The organism is Pueribacillus theae, assembly GCF_003097615.1.
GTDB classification, from domain to species: Bacteria; Bacillota; Bacilli; order Bacillales; family UBA6769; genus Pueribacillus; species Pueribacillus theae.
This window is the reverse complement of the sequence record NZ_QCZG01000015.1, coordinates 37,125-63,183: the sequence shown is the minus strand read 5'-3', so window position 1 is coordinate 63,183 and position 26,059 is coordinate 37,125. Positions and strand designations below refer to the sequence as shown.

At 43.0% G+C, this 26,059-nt stretch carries 25 protein-coding genes; all 25 read left to right on the top strand.

Going from position 1 to position 26,059, the window contains the following annotated elements; all coding sequences use genetic code 11:
• Positions 1–36 precede the first annotated feature (36 nt).
• The 25 genes from DCC39_RS08970 to DCC39_RS08840 all read left to right on the top strand — a co-directional run bounded on the left by DCC39_RS08970 (position 37) and on the right by DCC39_RS08840 (position 26,046).
• Positions 37–1,212: an acetyl-CoA C-acetyltransferase gene (locus DCC39_RS08970; protein ID WP_116554551.1), complete on the top strand. Its 1,176-nt coding sequence runs from the start codon at positions 37–39 to the stop codon at positions 1,210–1,212.
• 23 nt (positions 1,213–1,235) lie between these two features.
• Entirely contained in the window at positions 1,236–2,381 is a 1,146-nt protein-coding gene (locus DCC39_RS08965) for an acyl-CoA dehydrogenase (RefSeq protein ID WP_116554567.1), read from the top strand.
• 28 nt (positions 2,382–2,409) lie between these two features.
• Positions 2,410–3,039, top strand: coding sequence for a TetR/AcrR family transcriptional regulator (locus DCC39_RS08960; RefSeq protein WP_116554550.1), 630 nt, complete (start codon positions 2,410–2,412; stop codon positions 3,037–3,039).
• A 17-nt stretch (positions 3,040–3,056) separates the two neighbouring features.
• Entirely contained in the window at positions 3,057–6,311 is a 3,255-nt protein-coding gene (icmF, locus tag DCC39_RS08955; protein ID WP_116554549.1) for a fused isobutyryl-CoA mutase/GTPase IcmF, read from the top strand.
• A 254-nt stretch (positions 6,312–6,565) separates the two neighbouring features.
• Entirely contained in the window at positions 6,566–7,072 is a 507-nt protein-coding gene (gene rpoE / locus DCC39_RS08945; protein ID WP_116554547.1) for a DNA-directed RNA polymerase subunit delta, read from the top strand.
• A gap of 215 nt (positions 7,073–7,287) precedes the next feature.
• Positions 7,288–8,892, top strand: a complete 1,605-nt coding sequence (locus DCC39_RS08940) for a CTP synthase (RefSeq protein WP_116554546.1) — start codon at positions 7,288–7,290, stop codon at positions 8,890–8,892.
• 258 nt (positions 8,893–9,150) lie between these two features.
• Entirely contained in the window at positions 9,151–9,528 is a 378-nt protein-coding gene (locus DCC39_RS08935; RefSeq protein ID WP_116554545.1) for a response regulator, read from the top strand.
• A gap of 274 nt (positions 9,529–9,802) precedes the next feature.
• Entirely contained in the window at positions 9,803–10,666 is an 864-nt protein-coding gene (locus DCC39_RS08930; protein WP_116554544.1) for a class II fructose-bisphosphate aldolase, read from the top strand.
• Positions 10,667–10,860: 194 nt separating this feature from the next.
• The gene (gene fsa, locus DCC39_RS08925) at positions 10,861–11,508 is read left to right on the top strand and encodes a fructose-6-phosphate aldolase (RefSeq protein ID WP_116554543.1); all 648 of its coding nucleotides are present in this window, start codon (positions 10,861–10,863) and stop codon (positions 11,506–11,508) included.
• Between the two features lie 288 nt (positions 11,509–11,796).
• Positions 11,797–13,089: a UDP-N-acetylglucosamine 1-carboxyvinyltransferase gene (locus DCC39_RS08920; protein ID WP_116554542.1), complete on the top strand. Its 1,293-nt coding sequence runs from the start codon at positions 11,797–11,799 to the stop codon at positions 13,087–13,089.
• A gap of 11 nt (positions 13,090–13,100) precedes the next feature.
• A complete protein-coding gene (glpX, locus tag DCC39_RS08915) occupies positions 13,101–14,069 on the top strand; it encodes a class II fructose-bisphosphatase (protein WP_116554541.1) in 969 nt (322 codons plus the stop codon).
• A 262-nt stretch (positions 14,070–14,331) separates the two neighbouring features.
• A complete protein-coding gene (gene rho, locus DCC39_RS08910) occupies positions 14,332–15,591 on the top strand; it encodes a transcription termination factor Rho (protein ID WP_116554540.1) in 1,260 nt (419 codons plus the stop codon).
• A 262-nt stretch (positions 15,592–15,853) separates the two neighbouring features.
• Entirely contained in the window at positions 15,854–16,054 is a 201-nt protein-coding gene (gene rpmE / locus DCC39_RS08900) for a 50S ribosomal protein L31 (protein WP_116554538.1), read from the top strand.
• 141 nt (positions 16,055–16,195) lie between these two features.
• Positions 16,196–16,630, top strand: a complete 435-nt coding sequence (locus DCC39_RS08895; protein WP_116554537.1) for a hypothetical protein — start codon at positions 16,196–16,198, stop codon at positions 16,628–16,630.
• 163 nt (positions 16,631–16,793) lie between these two features.
• Positions 16,794–17,864 carry a peptide chain release factor 1 gene (prfA, locus tag DCC39_RS08890; RefSeq protein ID WP_116554536.1) on the top strand — a complete coding sequence of 357 codons (1,071 nt, stop codon included), beginning with the start codon at positions 16,794–16,796 and terminating at the stop codon, positions 17,862–17,864.
• On the top strand, positions 17,864–18,730 hold the full coding sequence (gene prmC, locus DCC39_RS08885; RefSeq protein ID WP_116554535.1) for a peptide chain release factor N(5)-glutamine methyltransferase: 867 nt from the start codon (positions 17,864–17,866) through the stop codon (positions 18,728–18,730). Before prfA ends, prmC begins: the two co-directional genes overlap by 1 nt.
• Before the next feature lie 132 nt (positions 18,731–18,862).
• Positions 18,863–19,486 (top strand): stage II sporulation protein R, encoded by a 624-nt coding sequence (spoIIR, locus tag DCC39_RS08880; RefSeq protein ID WP_116554534.1) that lies wholly within the window; start codon positions 18,863–18,865, stop codon positions 19,484–19,486.
• 87 nt (positions 19,487–19,573) lie between these two features.
• Positions 19,574–20,635: an L-threonylcarbamoyladenylate synthase gene (locus DCC39_RS08875; protein ID WP_407071849.1), complete on the top strand. Its 1,062-nt coding sequence runs from the start codon at positions 19,574–19,576 to the stop codon at positions 20,633–20,635.
• A gap of 269 nt (positions 20,636–20,904) precedes the next feature.
• Complete coding sequence (locus DCC39_RS08870) at positions 20,905–21,471, top strand: manganese efflux pump MntP (RefSeq protein WP_116554533.1); 567 nt, start codon at positions 20,905–20,907, stop codon at positions 21,469–21,471.
• 126 nt (positions 21,472–21,597) lie between these two features.
• A complete protein-coding gene (locus DCC39_RS08865) occupies positions 21,598–22,065 on the top strand; it encodes a low molecular weight protein arginine phosphatase (protein ID WP_116554532.1) in 468 nt (155 codons plus the stop codon).
• A complete protein-coding gene (gene rpiB, locus DCC39_RS08860; protein ID WP_116554531.1) occupies positions 22,065–22,508 on the top strand; it encodes a ribose 5-phosphate isomerase B in 444 nt (147 codons plus the stop codon). Before DCC39_RS08865 ends, rpiB begins: the two co-directional genes overlap by 1 nt.
• 22 nt (positions 22,509–22,530) lie before the next feature.
• Positions 22,531–23,079: a TIGR01440 family protein gene (locus DCC39_RS08855; RefSeq protein WP_116554530.1), complete on the top strand. Its 549-nt coding sequence runs from the start codon at positions 22,531–22,533 to the stop codon at positions 23,077–23,079.
• A gap of 352 nt (positions 23,080–23,431) precedes the next feature.
• Positions 23,432–24,673, top strand: a complete 1,242-nt coding sequence (gene glyA, locus DCC39_RS08850) for a serine hydroxymethyltransferase (protein ID WP_116554529.1) — start codon at positions 23,432–23,434, stop codon at positions 24,671–24,673.
• Positions 24,674–24,828: 155 nt separating this feature from the next.
• Positions 24,829–25,458, top strand: a complete 630-nt coding sequence (gene upp, locus DCC39_RS08845; protein WP_116554528.1) for a uracil phosphoribosyltransferase — start codon at positions 24,829–24,831, stop codon at positions 25,456–25,458.
• A gap of 219 nt (positions 25,459–25,677) precedes the next feature.
• A complete protein-coding gene (locus tag DCC39_RS08840; protein ID WP_116554527.1) occupies positions 25,678–26,046 on the top strand; it encodes an ATP synthase subunit I in 369 nt (122 codons plus the stop codon).
• The last annotated feature ends 13 nt before the right edge of the window (positions 26,047–26,059 follow it).

Genomic DNA, 26,059 nt, shown 5'->3' with positions numbered 1-26,059 from the left:
GCATGATTTTTTAAAAAATTGTGAAAGGGGATTCCAATGGAAAAAAGTGTAATCGTAAATGGGGCACGGACACCTTTTGGAAAGTTTGGCGGCTTGCTAAGCGGGTACAGTGCAGCTGAGCTTGGCGGCATTGCAATAAAAGAAGCGCTCAAACGGTCGAATGTCGAAGGCGGGGATGTTGATGAAGTTATCTTTGGCTCGGTTCTTCAAGGAGGGCAGGGACAAATTCCTTCCCGCCAAGCGTCTCGCCATGCAGGGCTCCCGTGGGAAGTAGCCACTGAAACGATCAACAAAGTATGCGCATCTGGCATGCGAAGTGTAACGCTCGCAGACCAAATCATTCGGGCAGGCGATGCCAATATTATTGTTGCCGGTGGAATGGAGTCAATGAGCAATGCGCCGTACTTCCTTCCGAAAGCCCGCTGGGGACTCAGGATGGGTGATACCGCACTTAAAGATTTAATGATTCATGACGGGCTGACATGCTCATTTAACAGCGTTCATATGGGAACTTACGGAAATTCTGTCGCGGAGGAGTACGGCATTACAAGAGCGGAGCAGGATAAATGGGCGCTTGAAAGCCATCAAAAGGCAGTTGCTGCAAGAGAAAAACTGAGGGAAGAAATTGTTCCTGTAGAAGTTCGCCAGAAAAAGGGTGAACCGATCGCCGTCCATGATGATGAAGGGCCAAGGGAAGATACCTCGCTTGAAAAACTTGCAAATCTGCCTTCGGCTTTTTCAAAAGACGGTACCATTACTGCCGGTAATGCTCCAGGAGTGAACGACGGGGCGAGTGCGCTTGTTGTCATGTCGGAATCCCAAGCAAAGAAAGAGAAAAAGACGGTATTGGCCAATATTATTGCTTCGGCGCAGCTGTCAATTGAAGCTGAATTTTTCCCAAAAACGCCAGGCTTGGTGATCGAGAAAATACTTCAGAAAACAGGCAAAAGAAAAGAAGAGATCGATCTTTTTGAAATAAATGAGGCGTTTGCGGCAGTCGCATTAACAGCAGGAAAAATCGCGATGCTTGATCCTGAGAAAGTGAATGTGAATGGGGGAGCTGTTGCGCTTGGCCATCCAATCGGGGCAAGTGGGGCAAGAATTATTTTAACGCTCGCATACGAACTAAGACGCCGTGGCGGAGGGATTGGCATCGCTGCCATTTGCAGTGGAGGAGGCCAAGGCGACGCGATTATGATTGAAGTTCAATGAAAACGAAAAAAGGGGAGATAACGATGAATTTTTTATTGTCTGAAGAACATGAAATGCTGCGAAAAATGGTACGTAATTACGCTGAAAATGACTTAGCGCCATCTGCAGCCGAACGGGATGAAAACCAAAGCTTTGATCGTGAACGAATGTTTACGAAATTAGCGGAGCTGGGGCTTGCAGGCATTCCTTGGGAAGAAAAGTACGGAGGAGCGGGCATGGACTTTCTAGCCTATGTTATTGCTGTTGAAGAGCTTTCTCGCGTCGATGCTTCTGCCGGTGTAACACTTTCAGCCCACACGTCACTCTGCTGCTGGCCAATTTGGAAATTTGGCACGGAGGAACAGAAGCAAAAATATTTAAAACCGCTCTCTGAAGGAAAGAAGCTTGGCGCCTACGCTTTAACAGAACCGGGATCTGGAAGTGATTCAAGCAATATGCGTACGTCAGCAGTGAAAGACGGGGATAGCTACATTTTAAACGGCTCAAAAATTTTCATTACCAATGGCGGTGAAGCGGAGGTTTACATCGTTTTTGCCCAAACCGATAAAGACAAAAAATCGCGGGGCATTACAGCCTTTATCGTAGAAAAAGGCATGGAAGGCTTTTCGATGGGCAAGAAGGAGAATAAATTGGGAATCCGTTCATCACCGACGTTGGAAATTATTTTTGAAAATGTGAAAGTACCAGCCGAAAATGTCCTTGGCGAAGAAGGCCAAGGCTTCAAAGTAGCAATGATGACACTTGATGGGGGACGCAACGGGATCGCTGCTCAAGCCGTCGGGATTGCCCAAGGTGCGCTTGATGCGGCTGTTGCTTATGCAAAAGAACGAAAGCAGTTCGGAAAACCAATCGGAGAGCAGCAGGCGGTGGGCTTCAAGCTTGCTGATATGGCAACAAAAATTGAAGCCGCAAGGCTGCTCACGTATCAAGCTGCATGGCGCGAAGGAGCCGGGCTAAACTACGGAAAAGAATCCGCTATGTCTAAGCTTTTTGCAGGCGACATCGCGATGGAAGTAACGGTCGATGCTGTTCAAGTGTTTGGCGGATACGGTTACACGAAAGACTATCCTGTCGAACGGTATTTACGTGACGCGAAAATTACACAAATTTACGAGGGAACAAACGAGATACAGCGTCTCGTTATATCAAGAATGCTGTTAAAGGATTAATGTAATGGCAGATTTCGGAGGTGTTCGAATGGAAAAAAGAGCTGTAAAGTCAATGGTGAAAGATGAAAAATTAATCGAAACGCGGCGAAGCCAAATTATTAAATCGGCAGTGACACTATTTAAAGAAAAAGGATTCCATCGTACGACAACAAGAGAAATTGCAAAAGAAGCCGGTTTCAGCATCGGAACGCTGTATGAGTACATTCGGGAAAAAGAAGATATCCTTTATCTCGTTAGTGATTTCATCTACGATCAGTTCCGTGTCCGCATGGAAGAAGAAGCCTCCAGCAATTTAAAAAGCCTTGATCTGCTGCACCTTGTGATTAGCTCATACTTTAAACTCGTTGACGATAAGCAGGATGAAATGCTTGTCATGTACCAGGAAGCGAAATCACTTTCAAAAAAATCGCTGCCATACGTTCTGAAGAAAGAACTTCAACTATGTGCCATTTTTGAGAAAATTTTAACCCGTTGTGTCGAAGAAGGCCATTTTGCCTTATCGGAAAAAGAAATTAAAGCAGCGGCCCATAATATCCTTGTTTTTGGCCAAATGTGGGCGTTCAGAAGATGGGCGCTCCGTTCCATATATACAATCGAAGAATACACAAACATCCAGATGGAATTTATTATGAAAGGCATTTCGAAAAATAATAAATAACCGGAGGGGTTAAAGTGATGAAGTCTGATGTTTATATGCCGAAAAATCATGTGCGTTTTGTAACGGCTTCGAGCCTTTTTGATGGCCATGATGCATCGATTAATATTATGCGGCGCATTTTGCAATCAAGCGGAGCGGAAGTCATTCATCTTGGGCATAACCGTTCGGTTGACGAAGTTGTCCAGGCTGCAATCAGTGAAGATGTGCAAGGAATCGCGATTTCTTCTTATCAAGGCGGGCATGTTGAATATTTTAAATACATGTACGATTTGCTGCAGGAAAAAGGAGCGTCGCATATCCGGATATACGGCGGCGGCGGCGGGGTCATTATTCCAAAAGAAATAAAAGAACTGCACGAATACGGAATTGCAAAAATCTTTTCCCCTGAAGATGGACGGACTTCCGGGCTGCAAGGCATGATCAACCAAATGTTAAAAGAATGCGATTTTCCGACTACACGCCATTTCAAGAGTGATTACGAAAAACTTGAAGAACAAGATATCGGGACAGTTGCAAATTTTATTACGTATGTAGAAGAGAGAAATGAAGATAAAAACCGAGATGAAGTGATTCAACGATTGAAAAGGATGGAGAAAGACGTCCCGGTTCTTGGGATAACAGGCACCGGGGGAGCGGGAAAAAGCTCCTTGACAGATGAACTGGTCCGCCGCTTTATCAATGAATTCGATGATTTGTCAATCGCCATTTTATCTGTTGACCCGACAAAGCAAAAAACAGGCGGTGCCCTTCTAGGTGACCGCATTCGGATGAATGCGATTCACAATGATCGAATCTATATGCGGAGCCTTGCAACAAGGAAATCAAAAACAGAACTGTCCGAAGCGATACAAGATGCCATTACTGTCGTAAAAGCAGCAGGCTATGACTTTATCATCGTCGAAACGAGCGGAATTGGGCAGGGCAACGCGGAAATTGCCGAAATTTCTGATGTTTCCCTTTATGTCATGACGAGTGAGTTCGGCGCCCCTTCTCAGCTCGAAAAAATTGAAATGCTCGATTTTGCGGATGTTATCGCGATTAATAAATTCGAACGGAGAGGTTCGAAGGATGCTTTAAACGCGGTAAAGAAACAGTACCAACGAAATCACACATTATTTGATAAACCAGTTGAAAGCATGCCTGTCTACGGTACCATCGCCAGCCAGTTTAATGACAAAGGAACGAACACATTATTTAAAGCCATTTTAGATATTGTTAATCAAAAATGCGGCACGGATTGGCAGACAAATATTGAAACGACTGACAACGTCGAAAAACTAAACCTCATTATTCCGCCGGATCAGGTAAACTATTTAAACGACATCGTATATACGGTAAAAGATTACCATAAAAGAACGAAACAGCAGTCAGAACTTGCGCGTAAAGCGTTCCAACTCGATGGAACAATGAAAATGCTTGAGAACAATGCATTGGGAGATGAAGCTAAAGAGCAAGCTGAGTCAGCTATTAAAGCGTTAAAGGAAGAAATCGAAACGAAAGTAAGCAATGAAACGAGATCAATTATTCAAAATTGGGAAACAGTCAAAGAAAAATACAGCGGAGACAAATTTGTTACAAAAATCCGCGATAAAGAAATTGTGACAGAGCTAACAACAACGAGCTTGTCAGGATTAAAGATTCCAAAGGTCGCTTTGCCGAAATTCGAAGACTGGGGAGAAATTGTCCGTTGGGTAATGAAGGAAAACGTCCCTGGATCGTTTCCGTATACGGCAGGGGTGTTTCCTTTTAAACGAAAAGGCGAAGATCCGAAGCGCCAGTTCGCAGGCGAAGGGACACCTGAACGGACAAACCGCCGCTTCCATTATCTATCAAAAGACGACCCGGCAAAAAGATTAAGTACTGCCTTTGATTCGGTTACGCTTTATGGGGAAGACCCTGATTATAGGCCTGATATCTACGGGAAAGTTGGGGAAAGCGGTGTCAGTGTCTGTACGCTTGAAGATATGAAAAAACTTTACGAAGGCTTTGATCTTTGCGACCCATCAACATCGGTGTCGATGACGATTAATGGGCCCGCGCCAATCATCCTTGCGATGTTTATGAATACGGCAATCGATCAGCAAATGAAGAAGTTTGAACAGGAAAATGGGCGCAAACCAACGAAGGAAGAGGAAGAGAAAATCCGCGCATACACGTTGCAGACCGTTCGCGGTACTGTGCAAGCCGACATTTTAAAAGAGGATCAAGGACAAAACACGTGTATTTTCTCAACCGAGTTTGCCCTTCGTATGATGGGAGACATACAACAATATTTTATCGACAACAAAGTAAGAAACTACTACTCTGTGTCGATCTCAGGCTACCATATCGCGGAAGCCGGGGCGAATCCGATATCGCAGCTTGCATTCACGCTTGCGAATGGGTTTACGTATGTCGAATATTATTTAAGCAGAGGCATGCATGTTGATGATTTTGCGCCCAATTTATCCTTCTTCTTCAGCAACGGGCTCGATCCAGAATATACCGTCATCGGCCGCGTCGCCAGAAGAATATGGGCTACTGTTATGCGTGATAAATACGGGGCGAACGAAAGAAGCCAAAAATTAAAATATCATATCCAGACATCGGGAAGATCCCTCCATGCACAGGAAATGGCATTTAACGACATTCGAACAACGCTCCAAGCATTGATCGCCATTTACGATAACTGCAACTCCTTGCATACGAATGCTTATGATGAGGCGGTGACAACACCGACAGAAGAATCTGTTAGAAGGGCAATGGCCATTCAAATGATTATTACGAAAGAGCTTGGCCTCGCGAAAAATGAAAACTCATTGCAAGGTTCCTTCATTATAGAAGAGTTGACAGACTTGGTTGAGGAAGCGGTTCTCATGGAATTTGAACGCCTAAATGAAAGAGGCGGAGTCCTCGGCGCAATGGAAACACAATACCAACGGAGCAAAATTCAGGAAGAGTCCATGTACTATGAAACATTGAAGCATAGCGGAGAGCTTCCAATCATCGGAGTTAACACATATGAAAATCCGAATCCCCCTTCTGATGAAGAGTTTGATATTCCGCTAGCGCGTGCAACAAAGGAAGAGAAAGAAACGCAAATTCATAACTTAAAGGAATTTCATAAAAAGAACGAAACAGAGGTAGAAGAAGCCTTGAAACGCTTGCAGGAAACAGCCATAAGCGGCGGAAACATTTTCGAAGAGCTAATGGAAACGGTTAAAACAGCAAGCCTTGGGCAAATTACACATGCGCTTTACAAAGTTGGCGGAAAATATCGCCGCAATATGTGATTCCAGAAGTCAGAGGCCGGAAGCCGGATTTGAAGAAATCGATGAAAGAATCGATTTCGACTCTTCAAGTCCAGAAGTCAGAGGCCGGAAGCCAGATTAAGGTGAAATCGGTGGAGGCACCGATTTCTTTTCCGATGGGAAAACCCACAGCAGATTTTTTTCACAAATTCAATTGTTTATCTATAGCATATTTAGGCACAAATTGTTTATAATGGATGGTATGATTTTAGATGTTGATGAAAGGGTGTGCCTTTATGTCGCTATTAGACAATCTTACAAAAGAAGAACTGCAAGAAACGCCAATGATTGATATTATGTACCATTACCTGAGCGAGGAACGACAAACGGTAGACTTTTATACATTGATGAATAAAATTGCAAAATATAAAAATTGGTCAGAAACCGAAATGAGAGATAAGCTTGTCCAGGCTTACACGGATATGAACATTGACGGACGTTTCGTGTCACTGGGAGACAATCAATGGGGCCTAAAAAGCTGGTACCCTTTTGAGCAAACAGAAGAAGAGCTTGGCACAACGATTAAACCGAAGAAAAAGAAAAAAGTTGTTGATGACGATTTCGATGATTACGACGATCTTGACGAAGAGCTTCTTGAAGATGAAGAGCTCGATGACTTTAAAGAAGATGAAGAGGAAGACATTGAACTCCTAGATGAAGTGGAGGAGGAGAAATTAGTAGATGATGACTTTCTTGATGAAGAAGAGGAAGAATTCGAATTTGAAGAAGAGGAAGAAGAATAATCGGGCGACCCCGCTTGACAGATGATCGCGTAATCGTTACAATCATTTTTGGGCTTTACGAATAATCGTTCATTTTTCATTTACATTTTAACAAAAGCGGCCCCTATATACTTGGGTGCCGCTTTTGTTTTTTTTGTTTTTTAAAATGCCTTTTAATTATCGTCTTAATTTTAAAAGTTGGGGAAAACATAAAGGAATAGAGGGGGGCCATTCTCATGAATACGAAATACATCTTTGTCACAGGCGGTGTCGTTTCCTCTCTTGGAAAAGGCATTACAGCAGCTTCTCTTGGCCGGCTGTTAAAAAACCGTGGATTAAAAGTGACGATCCAGAAGTTTGATCCTTATATTAACGTTGATCCTGGCACAATGAGTCCTTATCAACACGGAGAAGTATTTGTTACCGAAGACGGGGCGGAAACGGATTTGGATCTTGGCCATTATGAACGTTTTATCGATATTAATTTAACGAAATACAATAATATAACGACAGGTAAAGTATATTCAAGCGTCATTAAAAAAGAACGGCGCGGCGATTATTTAGGTGCAACGGTTCAAGTCATCCCCCATATTACAAATGAAATTAAAGAACAGGTCTTTCGGGCAGGGCGCGCGTCACAATCAGACGTTGTCATTACAGAAATTGGCGGAACGGTCGGCGATATTGAAAGCTTGCCCTTTCTTGAAGCGATTCGCCAAATTAAAAGTGATGTTGGGGCACAAAACGTCCTGTATATCCACTGTACGCTCATTCCTTACTTGAGGGCTGCAGGGGAAATGAAAACAAAACCAACTCAGCATAGTGTAAAAGAACTCAGAAGTCTCGGCATTCAGCCAAATGTCATTGTCGTAAGGACGGAAATGCCAGTTCCTCAAGACATGAAAGACAAGCTTGCATTGTTTTGTGACATTGATCCGAAAGCTGTGATTGAAGCGAGAGACGCTGAAACACTTTATGAAGTGCCGCTCGATTTTCAAAAGCAAAACCTTGATCAAATCGTTTGTGATCATTTGAACTTAGACTGCCGAGAAGCAGATATGCGTGAATGGCAAGAACTTGTCAAAAAAGTAACAAACTTAACGAAGACAACGAGAATCGCACTTGTAGGAAAATACGTCTCACTCCAGGATGCTTATCTTTCTGTTGTTGAAGCATTAAAGCACGCTGGCTATCGGTATGATGCCGATATTGAGATTGATTGGATTGATTCCGAAAGCTTGACGAAAGAAAATGTACACGAACGTTTAAATGAGGCTGATGGCATTCTTGTCCCGGGAGGCTTTGGAGACAGAGGCATTGAAGGCAAGATTGAAGCCATCCGCTATGCAAGGCAAAACAATGTGCCTTTCTTAGGGATTTGCTTAGGCATGCAACTTGCTTCTGTAGAATTTGCACGCAATGTCGTTGGACTAGAAGGGGCGAATTCAGCCGAAATTGATGAAAAAACAATTCACCCGATTATTGCTTTGCTCCCTGATCAGGAAAATGTAGAGGATTTAGGCGGCACGCTCCGACTAGGCCTTTATCCATGCAGGCTGAAGGAAGGAACGAAAGCATATAGGGCGTATGGAGGCAGCGAGGTATTTGAACGCCATCGCCATCGATACGAATTTAATAATTTCTACAGAAAGCAAATGGAAGAAGCCGGGTTTGTATTTTCCGGCACAAGCCCTGATGGGCGCCTAGTCGAAATTATAGAGCTTAATGATCACCCATGGTTTGTCGCTTCACAATTTCATTCGGAGTTCAAATCGCGCCCGACGAGGCCGCACCCTCTTTTTGAAGGTTTTATCCATGCGTCACTATTTAAAGAACCGTGAAGGTAAGCCTACTTTCACTGTTCTTTTTTTATCGTACTTAGGCGGGAAGACGCTATTTTCGTAAGAAATTAAGGTGGAAGGGTTCAAGGTTTTGAAAGTATTGCCAAATATTAGAAGGAATTCATTAAGATAAATCGAATGTATACTTTAAAATCGTTCAACTGCATAAATGACAGAGAGGCTAGTTACAAAAATTATTTTATTCCATTGTTCATTTGTTCATTTCATTACTTAAATATACAGTTAGCGGGGTGGAAGATGGACAACAAGAGAATTTTAGTAGTTGACGATCAATTCGGGATCCGTATCTTGCTGAATGAAATTTTCAGTAAAGAAGGATATGAAACGTTTTCAGCAGCAAGCGGGCAGGAAGCATTGGAAATCGTTGCAAAAAAAGAGCCTCATTTAGTTCTGTTAGATATGAAAATACCAGGAATGGACGGGCTTGAAATTTTAACACGTATTAAGGAAATGAATGAACAAGCGAAAGTGATTATTATGACAGCATACGGCGAATTGAACATGATCAATGAAGCAATGGCAAATGGGGCGGTTGCTTACTTTTCGAAGCCGTTTGACATTGAAGAGGTTAGGGTAACTGTCCATAAAGAAATGCACCAAAACGGTCAAGCTTGAAAATTGGAAAGCGAGAAGGATAGGACAGCCATTTTTATATTCTAAATTTACATTGGCAATTCGCCAAGAAAACCAATCCCGCTTCTCACTTCTAACTTCTAGAACGAAAGTCGCGTCAGCGTTTTTTCTTACAACTTGTTAAATGGATGTTATTCGATTCTTTTGAACTTATGCTATAATGGTTACGGTAAGAAGGAATAATAAATTGTTTAAATGTCTCTCAAGACGAAACTGCATGAATCAATACATACTTTTGATTAGGAGGGATCACGCCTTGCCCTTAGTTTCGATGAAAGAAATGTTAGAGAAAGCAAAAGCAGAAGGCTATGCCGTCGGCCAGTTTAATTTAAATAATCTTGAGTTTACGCAAGCCATTTTACAGGCAGCTGAAGAAGAGAAGTCACCGCTTATTTGTGGTGTTTCAGAAGGAGCCGGACGTTACATGGGCGGCTTTAAAACAGTTGTTAAGATGGTTGAAGCCTTGATGGAAGAATATAACGTGACGGTCCCAGTTGCCATTCATCTCGACCATGGTTCAAGCTTTGAAAAATGTGTTGAAGCGATTCACGCAGGGTTTACTTCTGTCATGATTGATGGCTCGCATTTGCCGCTTGAAGAAAATATCGCTTTAACGAAACGAGTCGTTGACGTCGCACACGCAGTTGGTGTGTCTGTCGAAGCTGAGCTTGGACGAATTGGCGGCCAAGAAGATGATCTCGTTGTAGAAAATGCTGAAGCAATGTATGCTATACCTTCAGAATGTGATCAACTCGTGAAAGAGACGGGAGTAGACTGTTTTGCGCCTGCCCTTGGCTCGGTTCACGGACCATATAAAGGCGAACCGAATCTCGGTTTTGATCGCATGGAAGAAGTAATGAACTTAACAGGTGTTCCGCTCGTCCTCCACGGAGGAACTGGAATTCCTACAAAAGATATTAAACGCGCCATCTCGCTTGGCACTGCAAAAATTAACGTCAACACTGAAAACCAAATTTCCGCATCAAAAGCAGTTCGTCAAGTGCTTGCTGAAAAACCGGATCTTTATGATCCAAGGAAATATTTAGGACCTGCCCGTGAAGCCATTAAAGAAACAGTCAAAAGCAAAATGCGGGAATTCGGTTCATCAAATAAAGCGTAAGAACCGCCAGACTGGCGGTTCTATTCAAAAAATAAGAAAGTATAAATTAGCTCTTTCGCAAATTTAAACCAATCCGGCCTCTGGCCTCCGAATAAGGACGCGTCAGCGACTTTGTTCAAAATAGTACACGATATACGGAGCGGGACTTAATTAGTGGCAAAATTTTATACCGATCGTGAGGTGCATCCTTAACCATGGAATTTTTCATTGATTCGGCTAATATTGACGAAATTAAACAAGCGAGTGAGCTCGGGATACTTGCCGGCGTAACGACAAACCCTTCGCTTGTTGCGAAAGAGAAAGTTGATTTTCATGAAAGATTAAGAGAAATCACAAGTATTGTGAAAAGCTCGGTAAGTGCGGAAGTTATTTCAACGAATGCGGAAGGAATGGTTGAAGAAGGAAAAATTCTTGCTGGCATTGCCCCGAACATTACCGTAAAACTACCGATCACCCAAGATGGTTTGAAAGCTGTAAAAGCACTTAGCGATCTTAATATTAAAACAAATGTCACGTTAATTTTTTCTGTTAACCAAGCTCTGCTTGCTGCTAGAGCAGGTGCCACGTATGTTTCCCCATTTTTAGGGCGTTTAGATGATATAGGGCAGGAAGGCATACCGCTTATTCGTGACATAGCTAACGTATTCAACATACATGGCATACGGACGAAAATTATCGCGGCTTCCATTCGCCATCCGATTCATGTCACGCAGGCAGCCCTCAGCGGTGCGCATATTGCCACAATCCCTTATAAAGTCATTAGCCAATTGTTGACACATCCATTGACTGATCAAGGTCTTGAAAAGTTTTTATCAGACTGGGAAAATGCCCAAACCGATTAATTTTTTTGATTTGGATTTTCTTGGTATTTCATACATGATTTATGATTAATCGGAAACAATAGGAACAATGAAATGAGTACTTGAAAATTTAGCGAATGAGTTTGTTTAGCGGCTCTTTTCGCGGTTTCAGCCCGGCTTAAGATGTTGGCTTCCTAAGAAAGTATAAATGGGTATTCAACAATTGAAGCCAATCGCATCTCTCGCCTTCAAGAAAGGCGCGTTAGCGTTTTTTCTTAATGAAATAGGCCTTTGTGCATTCTTAGAATGACGAGTAGAAAGGAGAGCATTATGGAAAAGCTTATGATCGAGGGGGGTTATCCTCTGCAAGGTAAAGTGGAGATAAGCGGAGCGAAAAACAGCGCAGTAGCCCTTATACCTGCAGCCATTCTTGCGGATTCAACAGTAACAATCGATCATTTGCCTAATATATCTGACGTAAAGATTTTAAGTGAACTGCTTAAGGAAATTGGAGGAGACGTTTCACTTGAAGGCAATAAGCTAATTGTGAATCCTGCAAATATGATCCCTATGCCGCTTCCTAACGGCAATGTAAAAAAACTTAGAGCTTCATACTACTTAATGGGGGCTATGCTCGGCCGTTTCAAAAAAGCGGCTATTGGCTTGCCTGGTGGCTGCAACTTAGGTCCCCGCCCCATCGATCAACATATTAAAGGCTTCGAAGCCCTCGGTGCATCGATAACAAATGAGCGTGGAGCGATTTACTTGCGTGCGGGAGAATTAACAGGCGCGCGAATTTATTTAGATGTAGTGAGTGTCGGGGCGACAATCAATATTATGCTTGCTGCTGTAAAAGCAAAAGGCAGAACCGTGATCGAAAACGCCGCGAAAGAGCCCGAAATTATTGATGTTGCTACTTTGCTTACAAGCATGGGCGCTAAAATTAAAGGTGCAGGAACGGACGTCATTCGCATTGACGGGGTTGAAAGCTTGCACGGATGCTACCATTCCATTATTCCGGATCGTATTGAAGCGGGTACATACATGATCTTTGCGGCCGCAATGGGCAAAGAAGTAACCATTGACAATGTGATTTCTCAGCACGTGGAATCCCTTATCGCGAAATTGCGTGAAATGGGCGTAGATGTAGAAACATTTGAAGATAGCGTCATCGTCCGTACGAACGGAGATCATTTAAAGGCAGTCGATGTAAAAACACTCGTTTATCCAGGCTTTCCGACAGATTTGCAGCAGCCATTTACTGCATTGTTAACAAAAGGGAATGGGACAAGCATCGTAACCGATACGATTTACAATGCCCGTTTCAAACATATTGATGAACTCCGCAGAATGGGTGCGGAAGTAAAAATAGAAGGCAGCTCAGCAATTATATCAGGCCCTGTAAACCTTGAAGGCGCAAAAGTAAAAGCGAGTGATTTAAGAGCCGGTGCTGCACTCGTTGCAGCAGGTTTAATGTCGAACGGTGTAACGGAAATTTACGGCCTCGATCATATTGATCGGGGGTACGAACAGTTAGTTGATAAGTTAACCATACTTGGTGCCAAAGTATGGAGGGAAGAAATGACGCTGGAAGAGCAGGAAGCTCACGTAAAAAGTATGTAGGGAGAGAGAAGATGGAACGAAGCTTAACGATGGAAATTGTCCGGGTAACGGAAGCTGCAGCATTAGCGTCGGCAAGATGGAATGGAAAAGGGAAAAAAGAAGAAGCGGATGATGCTGCGACTACAGCGATGAGAGAGGTATTTGACACGATTCCTATGGATGGTGTCGTTGTTATCGGCGAAGGAGAAATGGACGAAGCTCCGATGCTCTACATTGGAGAAAAACTCGGTACTGGCAACGGCCCAAGCGTTGATATAGCAGTGGATCCGCTGGAAGGGACAAATATTGTTGCTTCAGGCTCTTGGAATGCGCTGACTGTTGTTGCAATAGCCGACAGAGGCAATTTGCTTCATGCGCCTGATATGTATATGGATAAAATAGCAGTCGGGCCTGAAGCAGCCGGCCAGGTTGATATTAATGCTTCCGTGTACGATAATCTTAAAGCAGTCGCAAAAGCAAAAAATAAAGACATAACAGATGTCGTTGTTACAGTTCTCAAACGAGAGCGCCATGAAAAGCTCGTTCAAGAAATAAGAGACGCTGGAGCGATGATTAAGTTTATTTCAGATGGTGATGTGGCTGGTGCGATAAATGCTGCAATGAGAGGGACCGGAGTTGATATGCTTCTTGGCCAGGGCGGAGCGCCGGAAGGTGTTTTAGCTGCAGTGGCTTTGAAATGCCTTGGTGGCGAACTGCAAGGAAGATTAGCTCCGCAAACTGAAGAAGAAATTGAAAGATGTAAAGCAATGGGTATTGATGATACGAATTCGGTTCTCCGAATGGAGGATCTTGTAAAAGGTGATGACGCTATTTTTGCGGCAACAGGTGTCACAACGGGGGAATTGTTGAAAGGCGTTCGCTTTGATGGACCAATAGCTGAAACAGAAACGCTCGTTATGCGTGCGAAAACAGGCACTCTTCGCTATATACAAGCGAAACATAATTTAAATAAAAAACCAAATCTTGTTATGAAACGTTAAGAAACTGGGTACAATTGAATCATGAAGAGATTTCTCATAAACTTTTTACGGGAATCCATCCATTTTATCCCGGTGTAACCGTCCGTGGGGGGATGAAGAAAAACCCCCACCGATGGAAGTCTCGCTTTAGTAAGACCCCTGGCGGCTTCTCATACTACAGCTTCACTATAAAACCCCAAATCACTAATCCAACCAATCATTGCAATAAAATGAACTCCATGTTTATTTATAAAAAGTATTTAAAGAAAAGTGTGGTGTCCTAATGGGTGTAAAACTAGCAGAATTAGAAAATATGAAACTGAAAGATCTGTATGAGCAAGCAAGAAAGTACAAAGTTTCTTACTACAGTAAATTAAACAAAAAAGAACTTATATTTGCTATCTTAAAAGCGCAAGCTGAACAAGACGGGCTTTTATTCATGGAAGGCATTTTGGAAATTATTTCGAGTGAAGGCTTCGGATTTTTACGGCCGATTAATTATTCGCCAAGTGTAGAAGATATTTATATCTCAGCTTCCCAAATTCGCCGCTTTGATTTAAGGAATGGTGATAAGGTTTCAGGGAAGGTTCGGCCGCCGAAGGAAAACGAACGGTACTACGGCCTGCTTCATGTCGAAGCAGTAAACGGAGAAGAGCCCGATTCCGCCAAAGAACGCGTTCACTTTCCAGCGCTTACTCCGCTTTATCCCGAAAGAAAAATGACGCTTGAAACAGAAGCGAAAAAAATCTCAACAAGGATTATCGATATGATTTCCCCTGTCGGGTTTGGCCAGCGCGGATTAATCGTTGCGCCGCCAAAAGCGGGAAAAACAATCCTTCTAAAAGAAATTGCGAACAGCATTGCAGAAAATCATCCCGAAACCGAATTAATCGTATTATTGATTGATGAGCGTCCGGAGGAAGTAACAGACATTGAGCGATCGGTAAAAGGGGATGTCGTCCATTCAACGTTTGATGAAACGCCTGAAAACCATATTAAGGTCGCAGAACTTGTTCTGGAACGTGCGATGCGCCTCGTTGAACATAAAAAAGACGTCGTGATTTTGTTGGACAGCATTACAAGGCTTGCAAGAGCATTCAACCTCGTCATTCCTCCTAGTGGCCGTACACTTTCCGGTGGAATCGATCCAGCTGCATTTCATAGGCCAAAACGCTTTTTTGGCGCAGCTAGAAACATTGAAGAAGGCGGCAGCTTAACGATTTTAGCGACAGCGCTTATCGACACAGGCTCAAGGATGGACGATGTGATTTATGAAGAATTTAAAGGGACAGGCAATATGGAGCTTCATCTTGACAGGCGGCTCGCCGAACGGCGGATTTTCCCAGCAATTGACATTACAAGGTCTGGAACCCGCAAAGAAGAACTGCTACTGCCAAAAGAACAGCTCGATATTCTTTGGGCAATCCGCAAAACAATGGACGGTTCCCTCGAATTTGTCGAACACTTCTTAAAACGCCTAAAAGAAACCGAAACAAATGAAGAGTTTTTTCAACGATTCCAAAAAGACAAAAACGGAAATTGATAAATCGAAAAGCTGAAGCGGCTCGTTCTGCTCTGAAGAGAAAATGCTCTTCCGAGGAAGGGGTGGTTTTTACCCCGGCCGAGGAAGAAATTTTATCGAGGAGCAAGCCGCAGAAGCTGGACAATCGAAAAGCTGAAGCGGCTCGTTCTGCTCCGAAGAGAAAAGTGCTTGCGAATTACGTTTTTCCCTGTTATAATGTATTTCTGTAATATGAAGTATAACTCTGTTTCTTAGGGATTCAGGGCGGAAGGAGATGAACGAGATGAAACAAGGAATTCATCCAGAATACAATAGAGTGAAAGTCACTTGTGCATGCGGCAATGAATTTGAAACAGGCTCTGTAAAAGAAAATTTGCGTGTAGAAATTTGTTCTGAATGCCATCCATTTTACACTGGCCGCCAAAAATTTGCTGATGCAGGCGGACGAGTTGATCGATTCAAGAAAAAATACAACCTTAAATAAGTTCGTAAAAACGAAATGGCCTTTGTGTAGGCATTGACAATAAAAAGCTCCCGTTTGGGAGCTTTGTTCATTATTGGAATAAAAGAACAGCTTTGAATTAAAAAAATCCGGGCACCTTAGTAAAAGGGAGGTGTCCAAAAATTGAAACGACTACTGCTTACTGGCACATTGGCAATCATGCTTGCTGCATGTACAAACCAATCGCCTCCACAAGCTGACAACAGCCAAAATCCAATCCAAGACAGATTGTTTGGAGCAGGCCCGATTAATTATAAATGGACGCGAAGCGGTGACGGCATACGCTACAGCTTTGATGCGAACCAAAATCCGCAAAGCATACGTAACCTCTCTGATGTGAAATATTCAATTAGCGATGATCAAGATAAAATTCGCCGGATTGTAGAAAGCGAAGGAAATCTTAATCCAGGCATGGTTGCAATTATCGGTGACAAAGCATACGTACACGTGAGGGTGCCGCAAAATGCAAATCGGAAAGAGTTAAAAATTGATAACCTCCGTGATGACTTGCAAGCTGCCATGCCCCGCTACGACATACGTCTCATTATTGACGATTAAGCCGTAAAATGCCTCAACCCTTTCGTTGGGGCATTTACATACGCTCTAACAAATTTTGCTGAAATTTCAAGAGTAAATTGAGATTATCTTTTGAAAATAACCCTCCATATATTATAATAGTAATGTTATGCCTTACACGTAATGGAATTGGAGTGGTAAGCAGGTGTTTGAACGACTACAGGCGATTGAAGATCGTTATGAAAAATTGAACAGCCTTTTAAGTGATCCCGACGTCATTAGCGATACAGAAAAACTAAAAGCTTATTCGAAAGAACAATCCGATATAGAGGATACGGTACAAGTTTACCGGGAATACAAACGAGTGAATGAAGAATTAAATGATGCAAAATCAATGCTTGAAGAAAAATTGGATAACGACATGGCCGAAATGGTCAAAATGGAAATTAGCGAGCTGCAAGACAAAGAAGAAGAGCTTGTAGAAAAATTAAAAGTTCTCTTGCTTCCTAAAGATCCGAATGATGAGAAAAACGTAATTGTTGAAATCCGCGGAGCTGCCGGAGGGGATGAAGCCGCATTGTTCGCCGGCGATCTTTACAGAATGTACAGCAGGTATGCGGAAATGCAAAATTGGAAAACCGAAGTGATTGAAGCGAACTATACAGAACTTGGCGGGTATAAAGAAATAATTTTTATAGTGAACGGAAAAGGTGCATATTCCCGTTTGAAATATGAGAATGGCGCCCATAGAGTCCAGCGCGTTCCGCAAACTGAATCAGGCGGCAGAATTCATACGTCAACGGCAACCGTTGCCGTTTTGCCCGAAGCGGAAGAGGTGGAAGTCGACATTCATGAAAAAGATATCCGTGTCGATACGTTTGCTTCAAGCGGTCCCGGCGGCCAAAGCGTAAATACGACAATGTCTGCTGTTCGGTTAACCCACTTGCCGACAGGCATTGTTGTGTCATGCCAAGATGAAAAATCCCAAATCAAAAATAAAGAAAAAGCAATGAAAGTGCTGCGTGCTCGCATTTACGACAAATTTCAGCAGGAAGCACAACAGGAGTATGATGCAAACCGGAAATCGGCCGTTGGAACAGGCGATCGTTCTGAACGGATTCGAACGTATAACTTCCCTCAAAACCGGGTGACGGATCACCGAATTGGCTTAACGATTCAAAAGCTCGACCAGATTTTACAAGGGAAAATTGATGAAATCATCGATGCGCTTATTATCGAAGATCAAACAGAACGAATGAAGCAGGTTGGTGAGTAATGGAAAAGAAGCAGACGGTCATTGAAGCCTTGAATTGGGCTTCTTCTTTTTTGGAAAAGGAAGGAAATGAAGCAGAAATACTTCTTGCGCATCACTTACATTGCAACAGGACGGGAATGCTCATGAAACTAAGAGAACCGTGTCCAGATGATGTGTTAAAAAAATTTAAGCATGACATTATCCTCCACAAAAAAGAAGGGATTCCCATTCAGTATTTGATGGGAGAGGAACAATTTTTTGGACGGCCATTCAAAGTCGATGAATCAGTCTTAATTCCCCGGCCTGAAACAGAAGAGCTCGTTCAGCTAGTAATTAAAAAAATCGATCAACGCTTTTCAAAAAAAGAACAGGTTCATGTTTGTGATATTGGAACGGGAAGCGGCGCAATCGCGGTTACGCTAAAGCTAGAACAGCCGAAAGTTAAAATGACTGCCATCGACATTTCACCCGCGGTTCTTGAAGTTGCTAGGCAAAATGCGGAAATGCTTCATGCCGACATTTGCTTTTTACAAGGCAGTTTCCTTTCGCCGGCGATTGAGAGGAATCGAACATTCGATGTTGTTGTTTCAAACCCACCTTATATCGAAACAAACACAATTGACGAGCTTGACACTGTCGTCCGAGAGCATGAGCCGCGTCTTGCGCTTGATGGGGGAGAGGACGGTTACCATTGTTATAGACGCATCATTGAAAACCTCTCTTCTGTATTGAATGCGCAGGCAATTGTTGCATTTGAAGTTGGCGATGGGCAGGCAAAGACCGTTTCCAACTTGATGAAAGGGAAATTTCCAAATGCAAAAGTCGAAATCACGCCCGATATTAATCATAAGGAACGGATGGTTACCGCAGAAATCGGGTTTTCATAAATAAAAGTTTCGTTAATTTTCCAAAAGTGTTTAAGAACAATGTCGATTTATGGAGTTTTTTTACGGATTGTTTTTCGTTTATAATTGAATCGCACTGTCCAAACTGTCTTATTGAAAGGACGGTGCAATTTAATGAAACGTGAAGCAATCATTTTTTTATTTTTATCTATTAGTCTATTATTTTCATCTATTCAACCATCAGTTGGCTATCGGCAGCTCGAATCAAGCGTGATTCCAGACGATGCGATTCGCCTTCGCATTTTGGCAAATAGCAATTCACAACAAGATCAAGAAATCAAACGGCAAATAAGGGATGCAGTAAGAACAGAAATTGAGTCATGGGTGGAAAACTACCGTTCTGTGGAAAAAGCGCGTAAAGTGATTAACAGCCATTTGCCTGAAATTAAAGAAATTGTTGCAAATGAATTAAAAAAGGCAGGGTTACACACAACATTTTCCGTTCAGCTTGGGACCTTTTCCTTTCCGACGAAATTATATGGCAGCTTCATTTATCCGGCTGGCGATTATGAAGCCGTGTTGATTACGCTCGGTGAAGGCCTAGGGGCAAATTGGTGGTGTGTGTTGTTTCCGCCGCTCTGTTTTATTGACATTGACAGCGGGGAAGCAATAAAAGAAGATGATCCTAATAAAGATCTGCCAGCAGAACAAAAAGAGGAACCGAAGGATCCTGAGATTAAATTTTTTATTGTGGATTTACTTTCCAATCTGTGGACATTTCTGAAAAATTTGCTGTAGTTGTTAACAAATTGGCTAGCCTTATCAACAGTTTGTGGACAAGTGCTGCTTTTGGATAGAATATGGCTAGTCAAAGGGGGGATAAAAGTGACGGAAAAATGGAAAACGAAAAGATGGCATGTGGATAAATCTGTTGATAACTTAAGCACAACCCGTTCCATTTTAGAAGCTGCGGAACGAATAAAAAAAAATGAAGTCGTTGCCTTTCCAACGGAAACTGTTTATGGACTTGGGGCCAATGCGTGTTCTGATGAGGCCGTGAAAAGAATTTTTGAAGCGAAGGGGCGGCCTGTGGATAACCCGTTAATCGTTCACATAGCTAGTTTTAACCAGCTAAACGGGGTTGTTCGCCACATACCGGAAACGGCCAAAAAGTTAATGGAGCGTTTTTGGCCGGGACCTTTAACGCTCATCTTGCCAAAAGGCGAAAGAATTAGTCAGTATGCAACGGCCGGGCTTCAAACGATCGGCGTAAGAATGCCTGATCACCCTGTTGCGCTTGCACTTATTGAAGCGGCAAATTTGCCAATCGCTGCGCCAAGCGCGAACCGTTCAGGGAAACCTAGCCCTACGGCTGCTGAGCATGTGTTGACGGATTTAAATGGAAAAATAGCCGGGGTGATTGATGCAGGAAGCGCAGGGATCGGTGTAGAATCCACCGTCATTGAATGCAAAGGGGACCAAATCACCATTCTTCGTCCAGGGGGGATTACCCAATCAGAGCTTGAAGAAGTTCTCTCAAAAGAAAATGTCCACGAATATAAGCCTAGTAAAACAGCAGCCCCTAAATCCCCTGGCATGAAATATACCCATTATTCACCAGATGCGCCTGTTTACCTTATTGATGCAACGGCAGAGGATATGCAGCAAGTGATTGATAAAGAGAAAGCAAACGGAAAACGCGTCGGCGTGTTGACAACAGAAGAAAAGAAACACTGCTATCATGCCGATTATGTCGTTGCTTGCGGAGAAAGAAGCAACTTATTCACAGTTGCTGAACAACTGTACAGCGCTTTAAGAACATTTGATGACCAACATGTGGATATCATTTTAAGTGAGACGTTTCCGAAAGAAGGGATAGGGGAAGCGATAATGAACCGGCTTGAAAAAGCCGCCGTTAAAGAAAACCCGTCGATTGGCGAGCCTTAAAAGGCGAAAAGAGAGGCATAGCAGAGTACGGCTCTCGCTCACTAGCGCTCTTTGAGCGCAGTGTGAGTACATTGCCTTACACTCCTCATGAAAAAGTGTGAGCTGGAAACCGATGATTCCTGCTCACACTTTTTCTTGAAAGAATGTATAAAATTGCCCACTTGCAAATTTAGGCCAATCTAAAATCATTCCCAAAAAACCCGAATCCCGTCTAAAAGATATGGGACGTGCATACCGTTATAAGAGCTACGCTCTTAGGGGGAAAGCAGATGGATGCTACATACATAATCGGCGAATTGCTCACGCTTGCTGCAATGGCATTTGCTTTGTCAATGGATGCTTTTTCGGTTGGCCTTGGGATGGGGATGCTTCAGCTTAGGCTTAGAAGAATAGCTGTTATTTCTTTTCTAACGGGCGCTTTTCACGTTGTTATGCCGCTTGCAGGTATGATGATTGGGAAAGTGCTTTCTGTTCATTTCGGAAATGTGGCCGTGATTGTTGGCGGTTTGCTGCTTATTTTTATAGGCGGAACCATGATTCATTCCTCGTTTCATGACAATAAAGACAAATCATTCATTGAACCATACGGCATAGGGCTCATCATTTTTTGCATGACCGTAAGCCTTGACAGCTTCTCGGCTGGATTGAGCCTTGGCATTTTTGGGGCGCGTGTGCTCGTAACGGTTCTTTTGTTCGGTTTTGCAAGCACGCTATTGACAATGACTGGATTACTTATTGGGAAAAAGTTTCAGAATTTATTTGGTACGTACAGTGAGCTCATTGGCGGATCCATTTTGATCGCATTTGGGATTAAAACGCTTCTTCTGATGATATAAAAAAGTTGTCAGTTTTTCATTTTCCATTAAAATAGATTGATAAGGACAAAGTAGTGTACGATAGTGTTAGAAGAGTTGTTCAAAAAATGGAGCTTTTCAAACGTGCACGTAAGCAGGAGGATATCCATGCAAAATATTCTTTTCGTTTGTACAGGAAACACTTGCCGAAGCCCGATGGCAGAAGCATTGCTTAAACATAAAAATAAAAATGTAAATGTACAGTCCGCGGGATTGTTTGCTTGTCGCGGCGGAACAGCAAATCCAAATACTGTTCAAGTCTTGAAGGAAAAAGGAATACTGTGTGAACATCGTACACAGCAAATGAACAAAACGTTGGCAGAATGGGCGGATCTCATTTTAACAATGACAAGCAGCCATAAGCAAATGATACACGTGGAATTTCCAGAATATGCAAGCAAAGTGCATACATTCAAGCAGTTCCTCGAAGAGGACAAAAAAAGCACAGGATCGTTTGATATTTCCGATCCATACGGAGGCTCTATTGAAACATACCGCCAAACGATGCTTGAACTTGAAACACTTGTGGATAAGCTCATTAAAAAAATGAATCACATTGAACGGGAGGAATCATGATGAAAGTGGCAATTGGATCTGATCATGCAGGTTTCAAACTAAAGGAAGAAATAAAACAATTACTGGATGAAATGAACATTGATTATACCGATTACGGAGCACATAGTGAAGAGTCCGTTGACTATCCTGATTTTGCCATTGCCGTTGCCGAAAAAGTTGCAAGCGGAGAAGCGGATCGGGGCATTGTCATTTGCGGCACAGGCATCGGTGTTTCGATTAGCGCCAACAAAGTAAAAGGCATCCGCTGCGCACTTGTCCATGACTTGTTTTCTGCAAAAGCGACTAGGCAGCATAATAATAGCAACGTCCTTGCAATGGGTGAGCGTGTAATTGGTCCGGGACTGGCAAGGGACATTGCTAAAGTTTGGCTTGAAACAGCGTATGAAGGCGGACGCCATGAACGGCGCGTAAACAAAATTGCGCAATATGAGCAGAAACAATAACGTTCGAAGGTTGGCGAAAAGAATGGAACACGTAACGAAACAACTGAATGAGCTTTTGCTCCAATTTGAGAAGCTTGTCACGTTCAAACCGCATTCTTTAGTCGTAATTGGAGCGAGCACAAGCGAAGTGATTGGAGAAAAAATCGGAACGTCAGGCGCGATCGAAGTTGCAAAAGCACTCTATGAACCGCTAGCAAATTTTGAAAAGCGGACAGGCGCTGCACTTGCGTTCCAATGCTGTGAGCATTTGAATCGCGCACTCGTGATCGATGAAGCCGAAGCGGAAAAGCGCGGCTATGAGCAGGTGGCCGTCATACCCGTTCCAAATGCCGGTGGCTCTATGGCGGCGTATGCGTTCGAACGAATGAAGAACCCAGTCGTCGTTGAAGAAATCAAAGCAGATGCTGGCATCGATATCGGCAACACAATGATTGGCATGCATTTAAAACGGGTGGCAGTGCCACTCCGAGCTTCGATCCGTTGGATCGGTGAAGCCTATGTTACATTAGCAACAACAAGACCAAAGCTTATCGGTGGAGAACGAGCCTGCTATAAAGCGAGACTTTCATGAGTGGGGTTTTTCTTCATCCCCCACTCATGGTTAGCACTCACAGAGTATAGTTCTCGCTAACTCACTTTTATTCGTAGTCTCGATAAACGGAGACTTATCAGGGGATTAGCGTCCGTTGTCCCCCACTTAGACTTCCTCGAAGTCTTGAAGTGGGGATCTTACGGACGATTGAGGCGTGATAAACGATAAGCCGGTTTATGCACGGTAGCATACCGGCTTTCACTCATTTTAAAGAATATTACTCGAAATCCGTACATTTATCCAAAGATCATTAAAAAGATTCGTTTTTAGCTTGAAACTCGAGTCAAAATCTATTATGGTTGTAGCATAGAGAAATCGGAAGGAGTTTAATATGAAGAATTTACAAAATGCGGATAAACAAGTATATGATGCGCTTCAGCAAGAGCTTGGAAGGCAACGCAGCAAAATCGAATTAATTGCTTCTGAAAACTTTGTCAGCGAAGCAGTCATGGAAGCACAAGGCTCAGTTTTAACGAATAAATACGCGGAAGGCTATCCTGGCCGCCGCTACTATGGCGGCTGCGAATACGTGGATATCGTTGAGGATCTTGCGCGAAACCGTGCGAAGGAAATCTTCGGAGCAGAGCATGTCAACGTCCAGCCGCACTCCGGCGCACAAGCAAACATGGCTGTTTACTTTACTGTACTTGAGCCAGGTGACACCGTACTCGGAATGAATCTTTCCCATGGCGGGCACTTGACCCATGGAAGCCCTGTAAACTTTAGCGGGGTGCAATACAATTTTGTAGAGTATGGCGTTGATAAGGAAACAGAATATATTGATTACGAAGATGTGAGGCAGAAGGCGAAAGAACATCAGCCAAAATTAATCGTCGCTGGCGCAAGCGCCTACCCCCGTCAAATTGATTTTGCGAAATTCCGTGAAATCGCTGATGAAGTTGGCGCCTATTTGATGGTAGATATGGCTCATATTGCTGGGCTTGTTGCGACAGGCCACCATCCGAACCCTGTGCCGCATGCCCATTTTGTTACGACGACGACACACAAAACATTAAGAGGGCCTCGCGGCGGCATGATTCTTTGCAAAGAAGAATTTGCGAAACAGATTGATAAATCCATTTTCCCTGGCATCCAAGGCGGCCCGCTCATGCACGTTATCGCTGCGAAAGCAGTCGCATTCGGTGAAGCATTGCAAGAAGAATTTAAAACCTATTCACAGCAAATTATTGACAATGCAAAACGTTTGGGAGAATCATTAGTTGGCCAGGGAATTAAACTTGTTTCCGGCGGGACTGATAACCACCTTCTGCTCGTTAATTTAACGAATCTTGGCATTACAGGTAAAGCGGCTGAAGAGGCGCTGGATGAAGTTGGCATTACAGTGAATAAAAACACGGTTCCGTTTGACTCGCAAAGCCCATTTGTTACGAGCGGAGTTCGCATCGGAACAGCTGCGGTAACGACACGCGGATTCGGGCTCGAAGAAATGGACGAAATTGCAAACATTATTTCTATTGTCTTGAAAAACATCGAAGACAAAGCCGTTCTTAAAGACGCGGAAGCCCGCGTAAAAGCATTAACCGATCGTTTTCCAATGTACGAAAACTTTTAATTCAAAATAACAGGATATCTGACCGGCGTTAAGGTGTCCTGTTTTTTTGTGTGCAAATGTAGGACGAATTGGGCGTTCTTTAATCCATGCTTGAATTGCCATACGTTTTTCTGTAATATTTTTTAAGGAAAGACAAAGTAAAGGGGGTTAATGCATTGGGAAAAATACTGGTACTTGATCATCCCCTCATCCAGCATAAACTAACATTTATCCGTAATGTAGAAACAGGAACGAAAGAATTCAGGGAGTTGGTTGATGAAGTATCGACGTTAATGGCATTTGAAATCACTAGAGATCTGCCGCTTCGTGAAGTGCAAATCAACACACCGGTCAGAGAAGCAAAATCGTTTGTGATTTCCGGAAAAAAACTCGGTGTCGTCCCCATATTAAGGGCCGGCCTCGGCATGGTGGAAGGGATTTTAAAACTTATTCCAGCAGCAAAAGTCGGACACGTTGGTTTTTACCGCGATCCAGAGACATTAAAGCCAGTTGAATATTACGTGAAACTTCCTTCGGATGTGGAAGAGCGCGAGTTTATCATTCTTGATCCTATGCTTGCGACAGGAGGATCAGCTTCTGCTGCGATTAAAGCATTGAAAAGCCGCGGAGCAAAGCAGATAAAATTAATGTGCCTTGTCGCTGCACCTGAAGGTGTAAGTAAAATCACTGTTGAGCATCCAGAGGTAGATATTTATCTCGCTGCGCTTGATGAAAGTTTAAATGAAAAGGGATATATTGTTCCTGGCCTTGGGGATGCTGGGGACAGGCTTTTTGGAACGAAATAACTGGTAAAAGTGTGGCTAATTTGTTACAAGAATTAAGAGGCTGAAAATACGGGCTTGATTCCATGATTATACGTTTGACAGTCTATATTTCCTATTGTATTCTAACAAAGGATGGCGTTACAAGTATCCGCTTTCTTAGATCTATCGAAACAGAACTCCGCAATAGATTTTTCGTTGCATATATAGTATGAAAACTTTGCGAATTCAGGGGAGAACCGAATGCTCCAAAAAAGCATAGTCCATCGATATTTATCGTATGCTGCCTATTTGCTCGCGTTTTTAGTATTAGGCTGGGGTTTTACCCCTTATCACGACGTTTTTCTTGGGCTTATACTAGGGACTATTGTAAGTTTTATAAATATTTTTATTCTTTATTTTCGCATAGAACGTATGGGACAGGCAGTAGTGGAAGGCAAGAAAGTCCGTTCGCTCGGGATGCTTCACCGGTTTGCGATGGCAGGGCTTGCGGTGCTTATCGTTACTCTTTTTCCAGATTACTTTCATATGGTAAGTATGGTAATTGGCCTTATGGCTGCTTATCTTATCATATTTATAGATTCCATTTTTAAAACCCTACATTCTCGTTAGGAAGTGAGGTGAA